The organism is Vibrio sp. OPT18 (assembly GCF_015163615.1).
GTDB lineage: Bacteria > Pseudomonadota > Gammaproteobacteria > Enterobacterales > Vibrionaceae > Vibrio > Vibrio coralliirubri.
The window spans coordinates 259,652-280,760 of sequence record NZ_JADDYK010000073.1; the positions used below are offsets into that span (position 1 = coordinate 259,652).

The 21,109-nt window shown below is 45.3% G+C and carries 16 protein-coding genes; 7 read left to right on the top strand and 9 right to left on the bottom strand.

The features are described 5' to 3' along the window. Position 1: 1 nt before the first annotated feature. Positions 2–1,573 (bottom strand): maltose ABC transporter permease MalF, encoded by a 1,572-nt coding sequence (gene malF / locus IQQ51_RS19295; RefSeq protein ID WP_193841854.1) that lies wholly within the window; start codon positions 1,571–1,573, stop codon positions 2–4. A gap of 81 nt (positions 1,574–1,654) precedes the next feature. Next, the gene (malE, locus tag IQQ51_RS19300) at positions 1,655–2,839 is read right to left on the bottom strand and encodes a maltose/maltodextrin ABC transporter substrate-binding protein MalE (RefSeq protein ID WP_017060048.1); all 1,185 of its coding nucleotides are present in this window, start codon (positions 2,837–2,839) and stop codon (positions 1,655–1,657) included. A gap of 664 nt (positions 2,840–3,503) precedes the next feature. On the opposite strand from malE, the gene malK reads away from it, so the two are divergent. Then, positions 3,504–4,616 carry a maltose/maltodextrin ABC transporter ATP-binding protein MalK gene (gene malK / locus IQQ51_RS19305; protein WP_081229370.1) on the top strand — a complete coding sequence of 371 codons (1,113 nt, stop codon included), beginning with the start codon at positions 3,504–3,506 and terminating at the stop codon, positions 4,614–4,616. Positions 4,617–4,856: 240 nt separating this feature from the next. On the opposite strand, the gene IQQ51_RS19310 is transcribed toward malK, so the two are convergent. Both IQQ51_RS19310 and IQQ51_RS19315 read right to left on the bottom strand, forming a co-directional pair. After that, on the bottom strand, positions 4,857–5,057 hold the full coding sequence (locus IQQ51_RS19310) for a hypothetical protein (RefSeq protein ID WP_010431457.1): 201 nt from the start codon (positions 5,055–5,057) through the stop codon (positions 4,857–4,859). Positions 5,058–5,265: 208 nt separating this feature from the next. After that, positions 5,266–7,182 (bottom strand): methyl-accepting chemotaxis protein, encoded by a 1,917-nt coding sequence (locus IQQ51_RS19315; protein WP_193841855.1) that lies wholly within the window; start codon positions 7,180–7,182, stop codon positions 5,266–5,268. Between the two features lie 455 nt (positions 7,183–7,637). Here IQQ51_RS19315 and IQQ51_RS19320 point away from each other — a divergent pair, with 455 nt between their 5' ends. The 6 genes from IQQ51_RS19320 to IQQ51_RS19345 are packed head-to-tail and all read left to right on the top strand — an operon-like array spanning position 7,638 to position 14,637. After that, the gene (locus IQQ51_RS19320; protein WP_048609793.1) at positions 7,638–8,594 is read left to right on the top strand and encodes an AAA family ATPase; all 957 of its coding nucleotides are present in this window, start codon (positions 7,638–7,640) and stop codon (positions 8,592–8,594) included. Positions 8,595–8,604: 10 nt separating this feature from the next. Further along, positions 8,605–9,531: a DUF58 domain-containing protein gene (locus tag IQQ51_RS19325; protein WP_050643351.1), complete on the top strand. Its 927-nt coding sequence runs from the start codon at positions 8,605–8,607 to the stop codon at positions 9,529–9,531. Then, a complete protein-coding gene (locus IQQ51_RS19330) occupies positions 9,528–10,013 on the top strand; it encodes a DUF4381 domain-containing protein (RefSeq protein ID WP_193841856.1) in 486 nt (161 codons plus the stop codon). The genes IQQ51_RS19325 and IQQ51_RS19330 overlap by 4 nt, the downstream gene beginning before the upstream one ends. Beyond that, positions 10,006–11,013, top strand: coding sequence for a vWA domain-containing protein (locus IQQ51_RS19335; protein WP_193841857.1), 1,008 nt, complete (start codon positions 10,006–10,008; stop codon positions 11,011–11,013). The genes IQQ51_RS19330 and IQQ51_RS19335 overlap by 8 nt, the downstream gene beginning before the upstream one ends. Next, on the top strand, positions 11,006–12,955 hold the full coding sequence (locus IQQ51_RS19340; RefSeq protein WP_193841858.1) for a vWA domain-containing protein: 1,950 nt from the start codon (positions 11,006–11,008) through the stop codon (positions 12,953–12,955). The genes IQQ51_RS19335 and IQQ51_RS19340 overlap by 8 nt, the downstream gene beginning before the upstream one ends. 2 nt (positions 12,956–12,957) lie before the next feature. Continuing rightward, complete coding sequence (locus IQQ51_RS19345; RefSeq protein ID WP_193841859.1) at positions 12,958–14,637, top strand: BatD family protein; 1,680 nt, start codon at positions 12,958–12,960, stop codon at positions 14,635–14,637. A 120-nt stretch (positions 14,638–14,757) separates the two neighbouring features. Here the strand turns inward: IQQ51_RS19345 and IQQ51_RS19350 are convergent, their stop codons facing one another. The 5 genes from IQQ51_RS19350 to IQQ51_RS19370 all read right to left on the bottom strand — a co-directional run bounded on the left by IQQ51_RS19350 (position 14,758) and on the right by IQQ51_RS19370 (position 20,820). Beyond that, positions 14,758–16,902, bottom strand: coding sequence for a GGDEF domain-containing protein (locus tag IQQ51_RS19350; protein WP_050643355.1), 2,145 nt, complete (start codon positions 16,900–16,902; stop codon positions 14,758–14,760). A 336-nt stretch (positions 16,903–17,238) separates the two neighbouring features. Then, complete coding sequence (gene pstB, locus IQQ51_RS19355; RefSeq protein ID WP_004732036.1) at positions 17,239–17,988, bottom strand: phosphate ABC transporter ATP-binding protein PstB; 750 nt, start codon at positions 17,986–17,988, stop codon at positions 17,239–17,241. Positions 17,989–18,078: 90 nt separating this feature from the next. Continuing rightward, entirely contained in the window at positions 18,079–18,942 is an 864-nt protein-coding gene (gene pstA, locus IQQ51_RS19360) for a phosphate ABC transporter permease PstA (RefSeq protein ID WP_017064256.1), read from the bottom strand. A 15-nt stretch (positions 18,943–18,957) separates the two neighbouring features. After that, a complete protein-coding gene (gene pstC, locus IQQ51_RS19365) occupies positions 18,958–19,887 on the bottom strand; it encodes a phosphate ABC transporter permease subunit PstC (protein WP_019822958.1) in 930 nt (309 codons plus the stop codon). Between the two features lie 111 nt (positions 19,888–19,998). Further along, positions 19,999–20,820 (bottom strand): phosphate ABC transporter substrate-binding protein, encoded by an 822-nt coding sequence (locus tag IQQ51_RS19370; protein WP_048609800.1) that lies wholly within the window; start codon positions 20,818–20,820, stop codon positions 19,999–20,001. Positions 20,821–21,109 lie beyond the last annotated feature (289 nt).

The window sequence follows — 21,109 nt, forward strand, 5'->3', positions numbered from 1 at the left end:
CTTAATCTTGAGACAGTTTAGTGAAACGAAGGTTTAGTAACGCTAGTGCACCAACCAATAGGAAGATAAGCGTTGCGATAGCACTTGCTAGACCGAAGTCTTGACCGCCGCCGCCTTCGAATGCAATTCGGTACGTGTAGCTTACAAGCAAGTCTGTGTAACCCGCTGGCTCAGAAGTACCAATCATGTTCGGGCCACCGTTCGTCAATAGTTGAATCATTACGAAGTTGTTGAAGTTAAAGGCAAACGCTGCAATCAATAGCGGTGTAAGCGGTTTAATCATCAATGGGAACGTAATGCGCTTGAAGTTATCAAGGAAGTTCGCACCATCGATTGCTGACGCTTCGTATAAATCATCAGGAATCGCTTTAAGCAGACCCATACATAGAATCATCATGTAAGGGAAACCTAGCCATGTGTTAACCATCAACACCATGGTTTTCGCTAAGATAGGGTCTGAGAACCAGTTCGGGCTTAAGCCGAAGATATTCTCGAGCACCATGTTGATCTCACCAAAGCTTTGGTTGAATAGACCCTTAAAGATAAGAATCGAGATAAACGCGGGTACGGCGTAAGGCAGAATCAGTAGAACACGATAAATAGAACGACCTTTCAACTCTTCCCATTGCACGATGTTAGCCAATACAAGGCCGATAACTAGCGTGAACGCTACGGTACATACCGAGAAGATAACCGTCCAAATAAAGATGCTGATAAATGGTTCTTTAATGCCGTCATCTTTCCATACACGCTCAAAGTTATGCGTACCAATGCTAACCACGAAACCTGGAGAGATGGTATTACCCGTAAACTCACCATTTGCATCAACACGCTGGTAGAAACCCACATCCATATTTGGCTTGAGAACTTCACCCGTTTCATTGTTGATTAACGTTTCTTCATCGTCTTGTAGCGTGTAAAGCGGAGCAACAGAAGCAAACTTACGTAAGCCACTCATGCGGATGTCACCACCGTCAGGTAGATTGAAATCAACACCACTGATTGCTGCTCGGTTTTGGATGATCGCTTTGATCTTCTCTTTTTCACCTTGCGCAGACTCGATTACAGATAGGTCCATCTCTGTTGCTGTCATATTGTCTAGAGAAAATACGTCAGTCGCTAACAGTTGGTCGCCATCTTTTACAACGATCTGGTGACCGTCACCTGTCTTGTACAAAGTAAATGGGTAGCTCTCACCGCTTTGGAAAGAACGGTCTAAAAGAACGGTTTGAGTACGCTCTAGAGAAAGTTGGTTTTTCGCGCTGTAGTTAGTAAACGCAAGCCCTACGGTGTATGCCAATGGGAAAAGAATGAACAAGATCATTCCGGCAATACCTGGGTAAATATAACGGTGGGCGTAAGTTTTTTTACTACCAAAAATGTAAAGTGCCAAAGCCGTTAAGATCACTGTAAGCAGCGCAAAAGCGAGCTCACCGCGAGAATACATTAGAATTGTAGCGTAGCCGTTTATTAAGCCAACGCTACCAAGCAACCCCCATTTGATGAAGACGCTTTTACTGCCTGGAAGGCTTGATGGTGCTGGGATAGCATCTGTACCTTGAACTGACTGCATAGAGGAACCTGCTAGCGATATAGATAAAAAATAGAAAAGTAAGGAGGGGTTACCCCCTCCTTAAAAGGTAGTGCCTGGGTGTTACTTAACCATACGACCTTCAGCAGCTTTTAGTGCTTGGTCTACTGATTGACGGCCGTCAACTACGTTGCCGATCGCTTCTTCCATGCTGTACCAGAATGTTGTGAACTGAGGGATGTTAGGCATGATTTCACCGTTCATCGCGTTGTCCATTGTTGCTGCAATACGAGTATCGCTGTCTAGTTGACGTTGGAAAGAGTTAAGAGCAACAGCACCTAGTGGCTTGTCGTCGTTCAGGCTCTTCATACCTTCATCAGTTAGTAGGTAGTTTTCCATAAACTCAACAGCTAGGTCGCGGTTTGGAGACGCAGTGCTGATACCACCCGCCCATACACCAACGAAAGGCTTAGACGCTTTACCGTTGAACTTAGGTAAAGTTGTTACGCCGTAATCTACGCCAGCTTTCTTGATGTTTTCCCAACCCCAAGGGCCGTTGATTGTCATTGCAACGTTACCCGCAACAAATTCAGACTCAGCAACTGAGTAATCCATGTCTGCAGAGATAACCTTGTCTTGTACCATCTTCTCGATGAAACCTAGAGACTTCTGAACACCATCAGTCGCTACGCCCGCATCTTTAATGTCGTAACCTTCTGCAGTCTGTTTGAATGCGTAACCGCCGTCAGCTGCAAGTAGAGGCCATGTGAAGTAAGCGCCGCCACGTAGAGGCCACATGATTGCTTTCTTGCCGTCTTTTTTAAGTTCAGCATCAAGTGCTGGGATTTCTTCCCAAGACTTAGGTGGGTTAGGAACAAGCGCTTTGTTATAAATTAGAGAAACTGACTCAACAGCAACAGGGTATGCGATTGTTTTACCTTCGTATGAAACAGCGTCCCATGCGAAGTCTACGATACCTTCTTTAGTTTCTTTAGAAGGTTTGATATCAACAAGAAGTCCCGCTTCTGCATAGCCGCCAAAACGGTCATGTGCGTAGAAGATCATGTCTGGGCCATCGCCAGCTGCAGCTACTTGAGGGAATTTCTCTTCTAGCTTGTCAGGGAAAGCGACGGTTACTTTAACACCAGTATCTTCTTCGAAGCGTTTACCTACTTCAGCCATGCCTTCATAAGCTTTGTCACCACCTACCCAGATTGTTAGTTGTCCTTCTTCGATAGCAGCATTTGCACCAAAAGAACCCAGAGCAACTATTGTACCTAGAGCTACAGCGCTTAGAGCGTTTTTCATGTGAATATCCTTTTTATATTTATACGTAGGGCACATCTACCAAGATGAGCCAGTTTTCGGAGGTTATGATCTGAGAAAACAGACCCTAGCTCATCATCCTAGCCACTACGCCCTAGCTATTATGGCTTAAATTCGTGATCGCCATCCGGTCAGATTAGAGACTGCAATCACAAAACGTATACTCATCGTGATCAACATCACCGTTACGTGATGGATTTATTTGAACTGGATCGCCAATTATTAATAACCCCGTATATCTACTCCTCCCCTCCTACTCCCCCTAGTTAATTTCCCATTGGGAGGATGTACCCTTACGCCATTTCACCGAAACTGCATTCATCCAAGAGTGGATAGTAAGAACCCTTTACCGGCAAGTGTTATGCGTTGACGCATTATTCATTTAGTTGGCTTCACTGCCCGCTGGTGTCTTATATTAGCATCGAGCTAAATCTGTGATTGAATCACGGGGGAGGTTTAGCTGGATGTGGGGGAAATGGGCATCCGTTTGGCTATGACGGGTGGGCTTGGTTAAAGAAGCCAAGTCTCACCCACTTTTTTCTTACTCATTCAATACTTACCAATTCCTACAGTTACTGCTGACCCAAAAATTTCTTATAATGATAAGCAGTAAAACTTAAAATTTGATCGATCGAGGACAAGCTAGATGGCGAGTGTCACGTTAAAAAACGTTTATAAATCATATGGTGATGTACAGATTTCTAAGGACGTAACCTTAGACATCAACGAAGGTGAATTCGTAGTATTCGTTGGACCATCAGGTTGTGGTAAATCGACGCTATTACGTTGTATCGCAGGTCTAGAAGACATTACGTCTGGTGATTTGTACATTGGCGACCAACGCATGAATGACGTTGAACCGTCAAAGCGTGGCGTAGGTATGGTATTCCAGTCTTACGCGCTTTACCCTCACCTTAACCTATACGACAACATGTCTTTCGGTCTTAAGCTAGCAAACGCAAATAAGGCTGAGATCGACAAGCGTGTTGAACATGCTGCAGAAATTCTTCAGCTTGGTCACCTTCTTGAGCGTCAACCTAAAGCGCTTTCTGGTGGTCAACGTCAACGTGTTGCTATTGGTCGTACTCTGGTTTCTCAACCAAACGTATTCCTACTTGATGAGCCTCTATCAAACCTAGATGCAGCACTACGTGTTCAAATGCGTTCACAAATCACCAAGCTACAGCGTCAACTGGGTTGTACCATGATCTACGTTACCCACGACCAAGTGGAAGCGATGACAATGGCGGATAAGATCGTTGTTCTTGATGGTGGTTATGTATCTCAAGTCGGTAAGCCGCTTGACCTTTACCACTACCCTCAAAACCGTTTCGTTGCTGGCTTTATTGGTTCACCGAAAATGAACTTCATGTCGGTACACATTGAACAAGCTGAAGCAGAACGCGTACAAGTTCAACTTTCTAACGGTATGACTTTCTGGATCCCTGTTGATGGTACGACTGTCAATGCTGGTGACCGTATGTCTCTGGGTATTCGCCCTGAACACTTGATGTCTGCTGAATCAGGTGACGCGACGATTGAAGCTGACGTGATGATGGTAGAGAAACTAGGTAACGAAACTCAGGTTTACCTAAACCTTGAAAGTGCCGATGCTGATGTTATCTATCGCCAGCCAGACACGTTGAAAATCGAATCAGGTGACAAGTTGGCTATTGGTATTCCAGCGCACCGTTGCCACCTGTTCCACAGCGATGGCCGCGCATGTCGTCGTTTGTACAAAGAATACGGCACAGACTAATCGCTTAGCCTTTTAGGATATAACTTGCCCATATCGAATCCCTCTTACTCAGTAAGGGGGATTTTTTTATGTGCTGGAGACGGTTTCACTTACATTGAATAGTTCATGAGCCAGCTACTCGGTCTTTCGTTAACGGCAATAAAAAAGGTCTAGCAACCGCTAGACCTTTATCTTTTAGTTAGGCTATGAACCCAACCGCTAATATCACTTCTTTTAGACATGAAACCTGTCTAAATCAACTTAGTGAATTGGCGTATCATTCTGTTTGTTGAACTGGCCAAAATGCTTCTCTAACACTTCAGGTGTCAGTTTGCCTTCCGCTTCTAGTCGCTTGAACTCAGCAACAATTGCTTTTTGCTCTTCAAGTGATGGCAGTTTCACCTCAGGCTCATCGCCCATCTCTTGAGTCATCTGCTCTAGTTCTTTTTCAAAATCGCTCATGATACTTACCTAAATATTAAACCTAACGAGATTTTACTCATTTACGCCCTATGATGCTAGGGCGATTGAGTGCAAAGCCCGAAACCAGATCAAGCGAACGTCAGTTAGAAGAAAACAAGCCCGTAAATAAAAAGAGCTGAATTCACGATTAAATGAATCCAGCTCTTAGTTTATGTATCTTTCTAAGCCATGCCACAGCTTAAAGGGATTAAAGCTTAAACGAACCAACCATCTTATCTAGACGAGAAGAAAGGTCTCGAAGCTCTTGGCTCGCTTCTGCAAGTTGCTCAGCCGTGCCCGTTGTCACTTCGTTGATTGCGTTAATCTCTTCAATGTTCTGGTTGATGGTGTGAACTACGGTTGATTGCTCTTCCGTTGCCGTTGCCACTTGAGTGTTACGGTCTGTGATATCAACGATACGGTCTGAAATACCACTCAGCACGTCTACCGCTTCATCCGACGCCGATACACCTTCAAGGGTAATCACCTTACCCGTACTCATTGCCGTTACCGCATCTTTTGCATCGCTTTGCAGCTGGTTGATCATCTTTTGAATCTCTTCCGTTGAATCTGCGGTACGGCTTGCTAGGTTACGTACTTCATCCGCTACAACCGCAAAACCACGACCTTGCTCACCGGCACGGGCTGCTTCAATCGCTGCGTTTAATGCGAGTAAGTTAGTTTGCTCTGAAATATCACGGATAACGCCCAGAATAGAACCAATGTCTTGCGTTGTAGAAGCCAGTTGCTCTACTACCTGACCCGTGCTTTCGATATCTTGCGCCAAACGGCTGATCGCGTCTTTTGCTTTGTTCACCACAGAGCGACCGACTTCCGTATTGCCTGAAGCTTGGGTAGCCGTTTCTGCTGCTGTTGCCGCGTTCGATGCAATCTCGCTGATGGTCATACCCATTTGGTTAATGGCAGCAACGACTTGAAGCGTTTGGTCACGCTGTTCTTGGCTATTGTCGTGGGTGATGTGGGCTTTGTTAGAAACACTCTCTGCTGCTACTTGAAGCGCTTGGCTTGTCGAACACACCTCTTTCATCGACTCGTGAATCTTTTCAATGAACCCGTTGAAGCCCTTTGAAAGCTGTGCGATTTCATCGTTGCCTTTCACTTCAATACGCTGCGCAAGATCACCGTCACCTTCGCCAAGGTCGCCGAAACGCTTAGCCAGAAGTTTAATCGGTTGAGTAATGCTGTTCGCCAGAACTACGCCCATTAGGATAAACACTAATGCCACAACCGCAGTCATGATCAGCATCTTTTGCGCTGTCGCATCTAACTCTGCAAATACTTCATTAGTTGGAACAACACCAATAACAAACCAGTCCATTGAGGACACATACAAACTCGCTACAAACAGCTCTTGGCCTTGGCTTTCAGTGGTAATCAGGTTAAAGCCCGACTTGTTCAGTAGTTGACTTGCTTGAGAACCGTAAAGTTGTTGAAGTGAAGAATCACTGCGAGATCGCTCACGGTGAATTTGCACATCACCTTGGCTATCGGTTAAGAAGACAAAGCCGGTATTTTCAATCTTGAAACCGTTCAGCAGGTTCATCATGTCATCCATCGACTTTGAGAGACCAGACATCGCCAAACCAGAAGGCTGCTGATAGTTAGCAAACATCTTCACTTCGCCATTCGCTTCTTGGAACATGCTCACCATGGTCGGCTGTCCAGATTGCGTAAAGCCAAAGAACCAACCATCTTGCTGTTGGTTTAACTGACGTAGGAAACCATTTTGGTTCCAGTAATACGCCGTTTGACGGTTCGCTACCGAGGCATCATTCAACTGATATTGGTTACGAACATTGTTCAGTTGTTTCACCAGCTTGTTTTCTAATACCGGATCGCGATCGGTCGATTCGATAGCGTCAGAAATAAATTCATTCGAAGCAATTTGTTCTGCAGCTAGCAATAGCTGAGAGACTTCTCGGTCAATTTCACCATTGATTCGCTCTAGCATTCCTGGAAGTTCAATATCGATCAATCGATGACTTAATACATCTCTTGCTTGTTGTTGTGCCATTGCGCCGACAATCACTGTCGATGCAAGAACCGCAAAGGTAATTCCAAGTACAACTTTTTGCTTGATACTCAGAGAGTTAGTTTTAAACATATTTGGACCTTTAAAAAGAATCGCTCGTTATTGGTATACCCTGAACAGGACTTTTTTAGTGCACTCCAACAAGCAATGCACAATCTGAGTGATGTATCGGCCACAACCAATAAAACTAGAGACTTTTCTCTCAAAAAACTGCAAATATGATGTAACAATTAAAAGCATTCACCTTAAGAATGAATCAACTAGGCAAATACCGCATTGTCGAAAGTCGATTTTAGCTCTCAGCCCTTAGACCCAACCGAACTCAAACCACTCCCCACCGCCGAGCTTTTGTATATAAAAACCAATTGATATGGTAATAATCACAACGTAACGATGTTTTTAGCTAACCACTTGTAAATCTTTCCAATTTTGAAAAAATAAATTACGCAAATGTACTGGAACTTTTTCCTCGAAATCAGTGACCAATACACAAAATAAAAATCAAATGGATACCCAGAGAGTCCAAAATGCACAAAACAAATTTCGAAGTCCTTCAAAACTATCTAGAGTCTCAAATCATTGGTCAAAAAGAGCTCGTTAAGCAACTGATGATCGCCCTTCTAGCGGATGGTCATATCCTCGTTGAAGGACCTCCCGGCTTAGCAAAAACTCGCGCAGTAAAATCATTGGCTGATTGTGTTGAGGGTGACTTCCACCGCATTCAATTCACTCCCGATTTATTACCTGCTGATTTGACGGGTACCGACATCTTCCGTCCTGAGACTGGGGAGTTCACTTTCCAATCAGGCCCGATTTTCAACTCGCTGATTCTAGCGGATGAGATCAACCGAGCTCCGGCGAAAGTTCAAGCGGCAATGCTGGAAGCAATGGCAGAGAAACAAGTGACTGCCGGTCGAAAAACCTATGCGCTGCCTGAGTTGTTCTTGGTTATGGCAACACAGAACCCGATTGAACAAGAAGGGACTTACCCGCTGCCGGAAGCTCAGTTAGACCGTTTCTTACTTCACCTAGAAGTTGAATACCCAGATATGGAAAGCGAGCTGGAGATCTTACGACTCAACCGTGGTGAGGCTCAAGGCAACGAATCAGCTCAGCCACAACAGATATCTCAGCAAACGATCTTTGAAGCGCGCCAAGAAGTGCTCAACATTCACATGGCAGACACCATTGAGCAGTACATCATCAGACTGGTAATGGCGACTCGCCAACCTAAGCAATACAGTGACCAACTTGATCAATGGTTAGACATGGGTGTCAGCCCGCGTGCAACCATTGCGTTAGACCGTTGTGCCCGCGCTCACGCTTGGCTTGCAGGACGCGACTATGTTACACCCCAAGATGTTCAAGCGATGGCATTCCCTGTGTTACGCCACCGTCTACTGCGCAGCTACCACGCACAAGCTGAAGGTGTCACCGCAAACCAAGTGATCACACACCTTATTTCATTGGTTGGCAGCGCATAGGGATACGCGCATGAATAATCAACTACCTAATCATAGTGACGGTGTCACGTTAAGTTTGGATGAGCTGCTGCAATACAAAGCGCAGTCTGTTCGTTGGTTGCCTCCAGCCAAGAGCCTTTGGTCTCAACTCAATGGTCAACACGAGAGCAACCGCAAAGGTCGCGGGATGAATTTCTCTGAGGTTCGTCAATATCAAGCGGGCGATGACATTCGCAGCATTGATTGGCGTGTAACAGCCAGAACGGGCAAAGCGCATACCAAGCTTTTCTCTGAAGAGAGAGAACAGCCTGTCATTTTATTCTTGGATCTATCAAGCAGTATGATTTTTGGCTCAACCTTGCTGCTGAAATCGGTTCAACTTGCTCACTTTGCTAGCCAACTGTGCTGGCTTACTGTGGCTCAAAAAGACCGAATTGGCGCGGTGATCGATACTGGCAAAGAGGTCATTGAGATTAAGCCAAGTGCAAGCAACCATGCTCCACTGCGTATTTTGCAAAAAGTCATAGAAATCAATAATGCGGCACTGTCTAATCATGACAATCATAATGACACGACCTTAGAGCATGGGCTGAAATCTCTGCACCAGCTTTGCCCTAAAGGAAGCGATATTATTATGCTCAGTGACTTTGTGCGTTACCAAGAAAGTGACTACTCACTTATCAGTCAAATTCGGAGGCACAACAGAGTACGTCTGGTGCATTTCTACGATCCGCTAGAGCAAGGTGAAACCGCCTATAAAGGTTCTAAGCAGGTCACCGATGGCAGCAAAACTCAATGGTTTAATTTCTCTTCTAATAAAGAAAAGCAAAAGCTTAACCATGCTTTTTCGCTTAAGAAACAGCAGCTGCAACAGATGGGTTTGTCTCTCGCTATACCCTATAGCTCGCTGTCGAGTGCGCAGTCACTCATGAGCCAGATATCAGGAGCTCAGTCATGAAACAGCCCTTAGATTTAAGCCCGGTTATTGCGCCAAACGCACCGACTTGGTGGCCTTTGGCGTGGGGATGGTGGGCAGTAATTATCACCGCTATTACCCTGATTTCCTTGGTGTTTTTCATTGTAAAACGTAGAAAAAACAATCAAAAGGCGAAGCAAGAAGCGCTGTCCTACTTTAGCAATAGTCAGTCCCAAGATGGCTTGTCTCCGAGCAAAGCGCAAGACATCGTTCGTCAGGCAGCACTGAGCTATTTCCCACGCGAAAAAATTGCAGGCTTGTCTGGTGATGATTGGTTGACGTTCTTAGATGCGCAATTGGCGAAGCCGTTATTTGTAGCAAAACACCCCCAGTGGCAGCAAGCGCTCTATCAAGATGCGGCCCTAATGAACGACGACCAGAAAAAGGCTCAACAGCAATTGGTTAATGACTGCGAAACTTGGCTTCGTAAAGCCCTTCCTCCAAAGCGAGGTCGTTATGAGTGATCTTCTAAGCCCTATGTTTCTAAGCAGGGACTTGCTAAACATCGAGTTCGTTTGGTGGTGGATGTTCTTCCTCGCGCCACTGCCGTTGCTCGTTTACTTGTTCTCACCAAAGTCAGAATCAAGCCATGCCCTAAGGCTTCCATTTCTGCCAGAAGACAGCAACACCAAAACACCGAGCAGCCGCTTACCAAAGGCGTTGTCCGTGATTATATGGCTTCTGTTGGTTACGGCGAGCGCACGCCCTGTATGGTATGGCGAACCGGTGGAGTTTCAGCCGAAGCATCGTGATTTGATGTTGGTTGTCGACCTCTCCTACTCGATGAGCCAAGAAGACATGCAGTTCAATGGCGAATACATCGACCGCTTGTCGGCAGTGAAACGCGTGTTGAGTGACTTTATTGAGCGTCGTAAAGGTGACCGAGTCGGATTGGTACTATTTGCTGATCACGCATATCTGCAGACGCCACTGACGTTAGATAGAGACACACTTTCACAACAGCTCAATCAAGCGGTGTTAAAGCTGATTGGTACTCAAACCGCGATTGGTGATGGTATTGGCCTTGCTACCAAAACCTTTGTCGACAGCGATGCCCCTCAACGTGTAATGATTCTACTCAGCGACGGCAGTAATACCGCCGGGGTATTAGACCCATTAGAAGCGGCGGATATTGCAAAAAAATACGACGCGACGATTTACACCGTGGGTGTCGGTGCAGGCGAGATGATGGTCAAAGAGTTCTTCATGACGCGTAAGGTCAATACTGCTCAAGATTTGGATGAACGCACACTAATGGAAATTGCCAAACGCACTGGCGGTCAGTACTTCCGTGCGCGTGACAGCAAAGAGCTAGCGACGATTTACGACACCATCAACCAGTTAGAGCCCGTGACGAACGCTACTAAGATCTGGCGCCCACAACAAGAATGGTTTGTGTGGCCACTGTCGGCGGCAATGTTCTTCGCATTTATGCTGTTAGCCATTAGGAGAAACAATGTCTAACTTTACTTTTATCTACCCATATTGGTTCTTGGCGCTTGCAGCATTGCCCGCTATTTGGTGGCTGAGCAAGAGACAATCCAAACAAGGATTACTCGCGTCACACATCGCTCGATACTTGGCGCCTGAATCGAGTAAGCCATCGAAAAATCGCAGTACTTACTTCAGTATTTGGTGGCTGGTCGGCGTTATTGCATTAGCTGGACCAAGCTTCGAGAAAAACGAACAGCCGAGCTTTGAAAAAACGCAGGCACGAGTTGTGATCATGGATATGTCGATGTCTATGTATGCCACCGACATTAAGCCGAATCGCTTAACTCAAGCGCGATACAAGGCTCTGGATCTGCTTTCATTATGGAAGGAGGGGCTAACAGGCATGGTGGCGTATGCTGGAGATGCTTACACCATTAGCCCACTAACCTCAGACATCAATACCATCAAGAACCTAGTCCCTAACCTATCGCCAGATATCATGCCTTATCAAGGCGGTGATGCCGCATCAGCCGTTAAGCTTGCGATTGATATGATGACTCGCGCTCATATCTACCAAGGTGATCTAGTTCTGATTGCTGACGATATTGATGCTCAAGAGAAGAAAGAGATCGACTCGCTACTCTCTGGCAACGATTGGACATTGTCGATTCTAGCTGTAGGGAGTGAAAACGGTGCGCCAATCTCGTTACCTACGGGGTCGATGCTGCAAAGCGACTCAGGACAAACCGTGGTGGCAAGAACCAACTTGAAGAACATGCGCGAGCTTACACGCAGCTATGGTGGCACGTTCACTGAAGTTCAATTTGATAACTCAGATGTTGAACACATCGCGAGCTACCTCGACCGCGTTGCAACAACATCGGAAGTAACCAAGACCAACAACTCACTCAACACCAGAGTGAACAACGGCTTCTGGTTACTGCCTTTGCTATTACTTCCCGCACTTGGATTATTCAGGAAAGGGGTTATTTGGTGTGCCTTAGCTGGAGTGATCTCTTTTAGCCAACCAAATACTGCGTTTGCGAACCCATGGAAAACCGATGATCAAGTAGGCTATCAGCTGTATCAGGACGAGGACTTTCAACAAGCTGCTGAACAGTTCACCCAACAAGAGTGGAAAGGCATTGCTCAATACAAAGCCGGTGATTTCGAAGCCGCAGAGCAGACGCTGCAAGACCTTTCTGGTGAAGATGCTCGCTACAACCTTGCTAACGCCCAAGCCCAACAAGGTAAGTACGACCAAGCGATACAAGAGTATCAACGTATTCTTGAAAGCAACCCTGAGCATGCTTATGCCAAGAAGAACTTAGAGGTCGTCGAACAAGCCCAGAAGCAACAGCAACAGCAACAGCAACAGCAACAGCAACAGCAACAGCAAGGCGATTCTGAATCCAAAGACCAGAAAGACCAAAACCAGCAAGGTCAGCAAGGTCAGCAAGGTCAGCAAGGTCAGCAAGGTCAGCAAGGTCAGCAAGGTCAGCAAGGTCAGCAAGGTCAGCAAAATGATTCTTCGCAAAGCTCTCAGAATCAACAACAAAACTCTGCTGACAACGGCAAGTCACAAGATCAAAGCAGTAACCAAGATCAACGTGGTAGCCAAGATCAAAACGCAGCTCAAGGCCAACCTGAAAATCAACCTGACTCTAAAAAGTCTAAACAAGACGACAAGCAAGCCAGTCAACAAAGTAAGAGTGATCAGCCGAAACAGAGTGACCAAGAAGGCGCTACACCTCAAAGTGCTAGCGCACAACAAGCTTCAAAAGAAGATGGTGAGCAAAATGGTCAGCAAGCTGTAGCACAAACCTCAGATCAACCTCTGTCGAGCGACCCTGACATGCGAAAACTTGATCAAGTAGAAAGCGCCCGTGATCCGAGCCAGCTGCTTAAAGCGCAAATGATTTTACAAGCACGACAAAAAAGTGCTCCTAACAACCAGAACAAAAAGTGGTAACCATGCGATTTTTAAACAAGCCATTTTTATCCGTACTCCTAACATTGTTGTTGGGAGCTTTCTCGTCCTTCTCAGTATTGGCTGCAAACGCCGTGGCGAGTGTTTCACATAACAGTGTCACCAAAGATGAAGTGTTCCTTCTTAGAGTCGCAACCGATGAAAAGGTCTCCTCTGATGCTCTAGATCTAACAGCGCTCCAGCAGGATTTCTATGTCGGCACACCAAACTTTGGGTCGTCGATGCGAATCGTCAATGGCAGCCGTTCGGTGTCAAGTGAATGGAACATCAGCCTTGCTCCTCTGCGTTTAGGCAAGATCCAGATTCCTAGCTTCGATATTGAAGGGGCGAAAACTCAGCCTATCACCATCAATGTTGAAATTAACAAAGCCGCTCCAACTCAACATGACATGGCAGAGTTCCAGCTTAATCTCAGCAAGAACTCGCTGTACCCACAAGAAGTGGCTGAGCTTGATGTAAAACTCATCATCAAAGCTGACCCAAGAAGGCTGCAAGATCCTAAAATAGCGCCACCGAGCTCGCCGGGCTTAGATGTGGAACCTATTGGTGAATCGAAGCAATTTCAAGATGTTCTCAATGGACAAGAGGTGACGGTAGTTCAACAGTCTTTCCGTATCTCTTCACAAAAGGCCGGACAGTTTAAGCTGAATGGACCGAAGCTGACTGGAGCAGTTGTTTACTCAACCAACAACTCCAGTACAACGCGTCTGTTCCAGCTCGACACACCTGTTGAAACCTTAGATGTAACCGTGAAGGACGTACCAAAAGGCTACCAAGGTGAGTGGTTACCAACATCAAACTTCAAACTGATTCAACAATGGTCAGATAGCCAAGGCAATCAACTGGGAAATAGTAATGGTTTAGAAGGCGACAACCCATCCATTGAAATGGAAGCGGGTGACTCGTTAACTCGTACCATCACCATGACGGCTAGCAACTTAACGCAACATCAGCTGCCAAAACTGAATATCACCTACCCTAAATCGGTACGTGTTTATGAAGAGAAGCCGCAATTTGGCACAACTCAGTCAGGTGATTCTGTCGTTGTTTACAAGCAAGTATTGATTCCGAAAGAGTCTGGAAATATCTCGCTTCCTAATGTGTCTCAAGCTTGGTTTAACACCGATTTGCAATCAGAACAAACCAGTAAAGCGCAGGGGCTAGAGTTAGCGGTAAAAGCAAGTGATCGCGCAGCGTCAAGCACTCCACCAGTTACGGCTACGCCCGCCCAACAAGTAAGCCCGACGGTTGTTACTGTTGATAGCCCTGGGGTCTGGCCTTATCTCACCGCTCTGTTTGCTGTTTTATGGTTAATCAGCTCAGCGATGGCTTTCTATTTCTGGTCACGACGTGGTGTAACGACAAAACCAACACACATAGTTGAACGTCAATCAGATACAGCAGAAGCGCTTATTGAAGCTCTAAAAACGAAAGATGGCGTGATGACCAGAACCTTGTTTGAGCAATGGAAAGCAGAAAATCCAGACTTGAGCGACGAGACAATAGAAGTGATTGAAACTGAGCTAACCAAGCTCAATCAGAGCCTCTATGCTGAAGCTGGTTCACCAAGTCAATCATGGGACCCAGCTCAAGTAATCAAAGCAGTTAAGAAGCCAAAGCGAGTCACAAGCAAAGCACGCAAGAGCACATTGGAAAAGCTTTAGTTAACCAGCAATCTAAGTAAGCAGAAAATCTAAGTAGACGAAAAAGAACGAAGCCGTGATGACCACCTTGTGATTATCACGGCTTCATTCGTTTTACACTAGGGAAAAACAGATACTACACTAGGAAATTGAAACTGCGACCTTTTTACGTTTCAACGCAGAAACGATTCGATTTCTCCCAGAGTCTTTGGCTTGATACAAGGCTTTGTCTGCCTTGCCATACAGTAGGTCGAAGTCAAACTGGTGCTGATCAGAAGTTATAGAAGCATACCCGACAGATGCAGTTAGATACTGGCTGGTACTGCTTTCACAATGGAGGATCTTCGCCTCTTCAATGCATTTTCTGATCGACTCTGCACGCTGTTTAGTTTCTGAATGATGAGTGCCGATCATCAACAACATAAACTCCTCTCCCCCAATACGACAGAAGGTCTCTTGTTCATTGTAAACATGGTTATTCAGTATCTTACCTATCGAGCGTAAAGCAGCGTCACCTTCGGTATGACCATAAACACTGTTGTACAAACCAAAATGATCCAAATCGACGAGGATCAATCCAAATGTGACTTCATGTTGTGTGGCAAACGCTCCTTGATCGTCACAGTTTAGATCTTCTAACACCTGCGACAACATACGACGATTCCCCAGGCGCGTCAGTGGGTCTAATTTAGAAATGATATCCAACTGTTCATTGGCTCTTTCAAGCTCTTGAGTGCGCTTACTGACCTCTTGCTCAAGCGTTTCATTGAGCTTTTTAAGCTCCTCTTGCGCCATGGTTCTTTGCAGCACCTCAGCAAGGCTAGAGGCGAAGATACGAATCACTTCGCGAAGCTGGGAAGTTAAGGGACTGCGAGTTAATAGGTTATCAGCAGCGATAAACGCAATCGGCTCACCCGTATTGGTGGTGAGCATGGTCATTGCTGTCCAACCTACCCCAACAATATTAAAGTCATGATAGATAGGTACTGATTCTTCAAACGCAACTTGATTGGGACAAGCGCGAGCCGCTGAAACAATGTTGCGTTCCACCAGCTCTGAACGATAGTAGGACTCGTCGACAATATCGCCTTTTATATCCGTACCCCAGGTACCTTGCATGTAGCTGCAATTCTTATCGGTCAGGAAAACCGCCAATCGGTCGATGCCTAGGTGTTGAATAGCAAAGCTAACCGCCGATTTACACACCTCACTAACACTGTCGCAGCGAGACAACTCAACCATGCTCGAGTGCAGCATGCGTATGTTCTGCTCTTGGCGTTTACGAATGTATATCTGAGAGAGCAGCGACCCGAAGGATTCAAGCATCTGCTTTTGATAATTGGTAATGGGTGAACGGTGGATGTAGTTATCCATCGCAATCCAGCCGACCGGTTTATCCCCTTCACGCAAGATAAGCATCCCATTCCAGCCCTGCCCCACCACCTTGCCTTCGGTGTAGAGTGGCGCTTGTTCAATAATGACTAAGTTGGTGTGGTTGTCAGACAGCGCCTCAATGTATTCGGCTTCAAGCTGGTGTAAATCATATTGAGTATGATGTTCGCTGTTGGTTTTACCCGTTTCATCAGTGCCGTAAGTACCACTAAAGCAGCGCTTTTTCATATCAAGCAACATGAAGATCGCACGATCAAAGCCTAGGCGATCGCGTACGGCTTCTACTGATGCTTTATAGAGTGCATCTAAAGTTTCGGGATTAGAAAGCTCTAACGCCACCTGATGAACTAGCTTCATGTTCTCGACAAACAGCTCACGAAGCTTAATCTCATCAAGGTATTGAGCTTCACGTGTGTCTCGGTGTTTGATCTCAAGTGCCGCGTTCTTCTCAGCACGAATACACTGCCAGCGAGCGGCTGCAAGTTGAAGAACATCTAGTTCTTGGTCGAAGGTTTGATTAATCTTTTCGACATCGCAATTTTGAACAATTAAATAAGTTCTGCAGGCAGGCGCATTGTCGAGCATCATGATGAACGACTCCCCACCGAGCACTTTTATGTGATCCCAGTTACAAGTATTGATTGCCATAGGTAAAACACCGTCTGCGGTATCAAACTGTGAAACCCAAGGCCAAAATGTAGAGGGGTAATTCTCAAGAGGGGTTAATTCACCGTAACAAAACAACGGCAACGAATCGCTTTCCGGTATCGGCTCAGCAAATATCCCAATCCCTTTTGGAGCAAGCATTTTAGCTAAGTACTCAAAAAGAGACTCTGCCAATAAACGGTGATCGCGCGTAGCAGATATTTGTTTTGCAAAGGCTTTTACAGGCACAACTTCCGTCCATTGGCTATTGAGATTACAGCAAAAATACAGAAGCCTTGATATGCAATCAATATAACTAAAAATGAGATGTTAAGCGGGTCGCAATTTCACTTTTTACATTATCACAAGCATGAGAAGGACTACAAAAATGGGATTTCCTGCCCAAAATTTCATCGACATTGGGACTTTTTTAGAGGCATAAAAAAGCCCCACCTAAAGTGGGGCAAAACTTCCATCGCTTATAGTTATAGTGATAATTCTGTCGATCTATTCGATTATCTAACCTGCGTTTCAGTTAGCGTACTGGTTTTGCTAAAAGGCCAAACACAGCACCTAAATAATCAATTAACCAAAGTCACCGTTTACGTAACCTTTAGTACGATCATCTTTTGGTTCGCTGAAGATAACACTCGTTTCGTTGTGCTCTACAAGCTCTCCCATTAGGAAGAAAGCAGTACGGTCTGAGATACGACGCGCTTGCTGCATTGAGTGCGTTACGATAACGATAGTGAAGTCTTTCTTCAGATCTTCCATCAATTCTTCAATCTTGTGTGTCGCGATTGGATCGAGTGCCGATGTAGGTTCATCCATCAGGATTACATCCGGCTCCATTGCAATCGTACGAGCGATACATAGACGCTGTTGTTGACCACCAGACAAACCAAACGCGTGTGCTTTAAGACGGTCTTTCACTTCATCCCAAAGTGCCGCACTGCGTAGTGAGCTTTCGACTACTTCATCAATGTGTTTCTTGTCTTTGATACCTTGAGCACGCAAGCCGTAAGCCACGTTCTCATAGATGCTCATTGGGAATGGGTTTGGCTTTTGGAATACCATGCCTACGCGAATACGTAGGTCAGCCACATCAATATTGCCGTAGATGTTTGTACCATCCATATCCAGCTTACCTTTGATAGTAACGCCTTCAATTAGGTCATTCATGCGGTTCAAGCAACGTAGTAGCGTTGACTTACCACAACCTGATGGGCCAATCAGTGCCGTAACCTGACGAGTTGGAATTGGCAGGTTGATAGATTTAAGCGCTTGGTTGTCGCCGTAAAACAGATCTAGGTTCTCAATATCAAATTTGTTCATGTTCGTAATCTCTAAATTCTTAAATTCGTGTCTAACTTGATGCTTTCTTTATCACGGGGGCTCTCTTTATTGATGAGCCAGCTAATGAGCTTAGTAAGTTGCCGTGTTGAAGCGTCTCGCAATCAGTTTTGTAACCATGTTGATCAAGAGAACCAATACGATTAGGACTGTCGCCGTGCCGTAGGCTTGGTTCCACTCATCGATAGTAAATAGCTCTGTTGTCAGCTTATATAGGTGAACCGTTAGTGTACGGCCAGAATCGAATACCGACTCAGGAACACGTGCCACCATACCTGCTGTTAAAAATACAGGTGCTGATTCGCCAATTACACGACCAATACTAAGAATGACCGAAGTTAAGATACCTGGCATTGCGCTTGGTAAGATCAAACGCCAGATAGTGTAGATTTTTGAAGCGCCAAGGCCATATGAGCCTTCGCGGTAAGTTTGTGGCACTGCCATCAATGCTTCTTCTGTAGTACGAATGATTACAGGAAGAATCAGGATACTTAGCGTTAGTGCACCCGACAGAATCGAGAAGCCAAGACCAAGAATCGAAACAAAGAAGGTCATACCGAACAGACCAAAGATGATCGATGGAATACCAGCTAACGACTCAGTACAGAATCGAATCACTTTCACCAATCGGCTACCAACTTTCGCATATTCAGTTAAGTATATCGCCGTCATGATGCCTAGTGGCGCGGCTACCGCAATCGATGCGATTACCATGTAGATCGTGGCAATGATCATTGGGAAAATACCACGTTCTTCACCAGTACGAGTGTAATCGTCAGTGATGAAGTTCCAATCTACGTATTGCAGACCGTTCGATAGGATGTACCAAATAATCCAGAATAAGAAACCAACGGTTACAGCTGCAGCTGCCCAGATAAAACCTTTTAGGATGTTATCTTTGGTTTGACGTGCTTGTTTTAGTTTTACGCGATCCATATTACTTATCCTCGCCTACTTCGCTTTTTCACGGTTAAGATAAAGTAGAGCACCATTTAACATCATGATGAACACTAGAAGTACAACACCTGTTGCGTACAGTGCGTTAGCGTGAACGCCACTTGCGTAAGACATTTCAATTGCAATGTTTGCTGTTAGCGTACGAGCAGAGTCCAAAATACCTTCTGGCATTGCTGGCGCGTTACCCATAACCATGATGATTGCCATCGTTTCGCCAAGTGCGCGACCGATACCCAAAATCACACCGGTCATAATGCCTGAACGTGCAGCAGGAACGAGTAGCTTAAAAATCGTGTAGATTTTCGAAGCACCCAGTGCAAGTGAACCTTCTTTGTATGTACGAGGTACAGCACGAATCGAAGTTTCAGAAACCGTTATAACGGTAGGAAGAATCATGATACCCAGAACAATAATACCCGCCAGGATAGTGTTACCTGCTGGTACTTGGAAAATGTTCTGAATCATTGGAACGATAATTACCAGACCGAAGAAGCCGTAAACTACCGACGGGATACCCGCTAGAAGCTCAACTGCTGGTCGAATAATATCTGCGAGACGCTTTGGAGCAATCTCAGCAATAAAAATAGCGGTTAATACACCAACTGGTACACCAACAACTACAGCTCCAAGTGTCGAAACAATCGATGCAACAATCATAGTTGCAACACCGAATAGAGCTGGAGGTAACCAGTCAACACCCAGAACGATGCCAGAAACACCGGCCTCTTGGAATGCAGGGATACTCTCTGCAACGATAAAGTAAGCGATAACGGCTAGTGATACGATGCCGATTACAGCACTCGATAAGAACAAGCCGTGGAAGATTCTTTCTCTCCAGTCGATGCGCTTCTTAGCACGTAGACTTGGCTTGTTGATTTGAGTCGCTTCAGTATTCATAAGCTTTTCACTATTTGCGATGGTCATATATAAAATCTCAAACTTTGTGGCTCAATAAGAGCTCGAAATAAACAAAGTTGAAAGAAAAGGCTCAGCCTAAAGCAGGCTGAGCAATAATTAAGATTGAGTCAGTTAAGATTAGTTAACTGTGATGTAGCCTTTTTTAGCTGAGATAGCTTGAGCTTCGTCTGCAACCATCCAGTCTAGGAATTGTTGAGTTTCAGCTGATGGAGCGCCATCTTTGTAAAGAACTAGGAAAGGACGAGCAACTTTGTAAGAACCGTTCTTAACGTTGTCTACAGTCGCAGCAGCGCCGTCGATAGTTAGAGCTTGAACAGATTCGTCAACTGTACCTAGAGAGATAAAGCCGATAGCGTATGGGTTGCTTGCTACAGAAACTTTAAGTGCGCCGTTACCGTTTGCAACTTGTGCACGTTGAGAGATAGCCGATACTTTCTTATCGCCAATCTTCTTCTTAAGCTTCATGATGTCTTCGAATGCACCACGTGTACCAGATGCAGTATCACGAGTGATTGCTACGATTGGCTTGTCAGCACCGCCAACATCTTTCCAGTTAGTGATGTCGCCTTTGTAGATTGAAGTGATTTGCTCAGCAGTCAGAGCAGATACTTCGTTGTTCGGGTTAACAACAACTGCGATACCGTCACGAGCGATAACTAGCTCTTTCAGGTCAGCTGTTTTCTCTTCTTCTTTTAGGTCACGAGAAGAGATACCAAGGTCAGCACTTCCATTTTTGGCTGCTTTGATGCCTGCAGAAGAACCTGGTGCTTGAATTTCGATGAACACTGGTTCGCCTTTATTCATGTAGGTTTCTGCAAAAACTTCAACCAGTGGAGAAGCACTGTTAGAGCCAACTACAGAGATAGTTTCTTTAGCTGAAGCTGTATTCACTGTTAGAGCGCCTAGTAGTGCGATTGCACCGATAACTGTCTTTTTCATCACAAATTTCCTTTAGTGGCGTTATTGCCGTAATGTTTTGCTTGAACGAGGCCTACTTTAGAATCCGAATGTGACAGTTGTGTTTCACTTAATTGAAGCCTATATGACAACTACAAATTAATGGCTAATTTCTCTCCTACTCGATGAATTGATAGTCGCGCCCCCATCAGATGCAGTTATTGAACGCAGGTCTCACCATCGTTTGAGCACCAAAAAACTAGATTTCCTTCCCTATTTATATCGAACACTAACCAATATATTTCTCTATTTATCAATCAAGTAGCCCTAA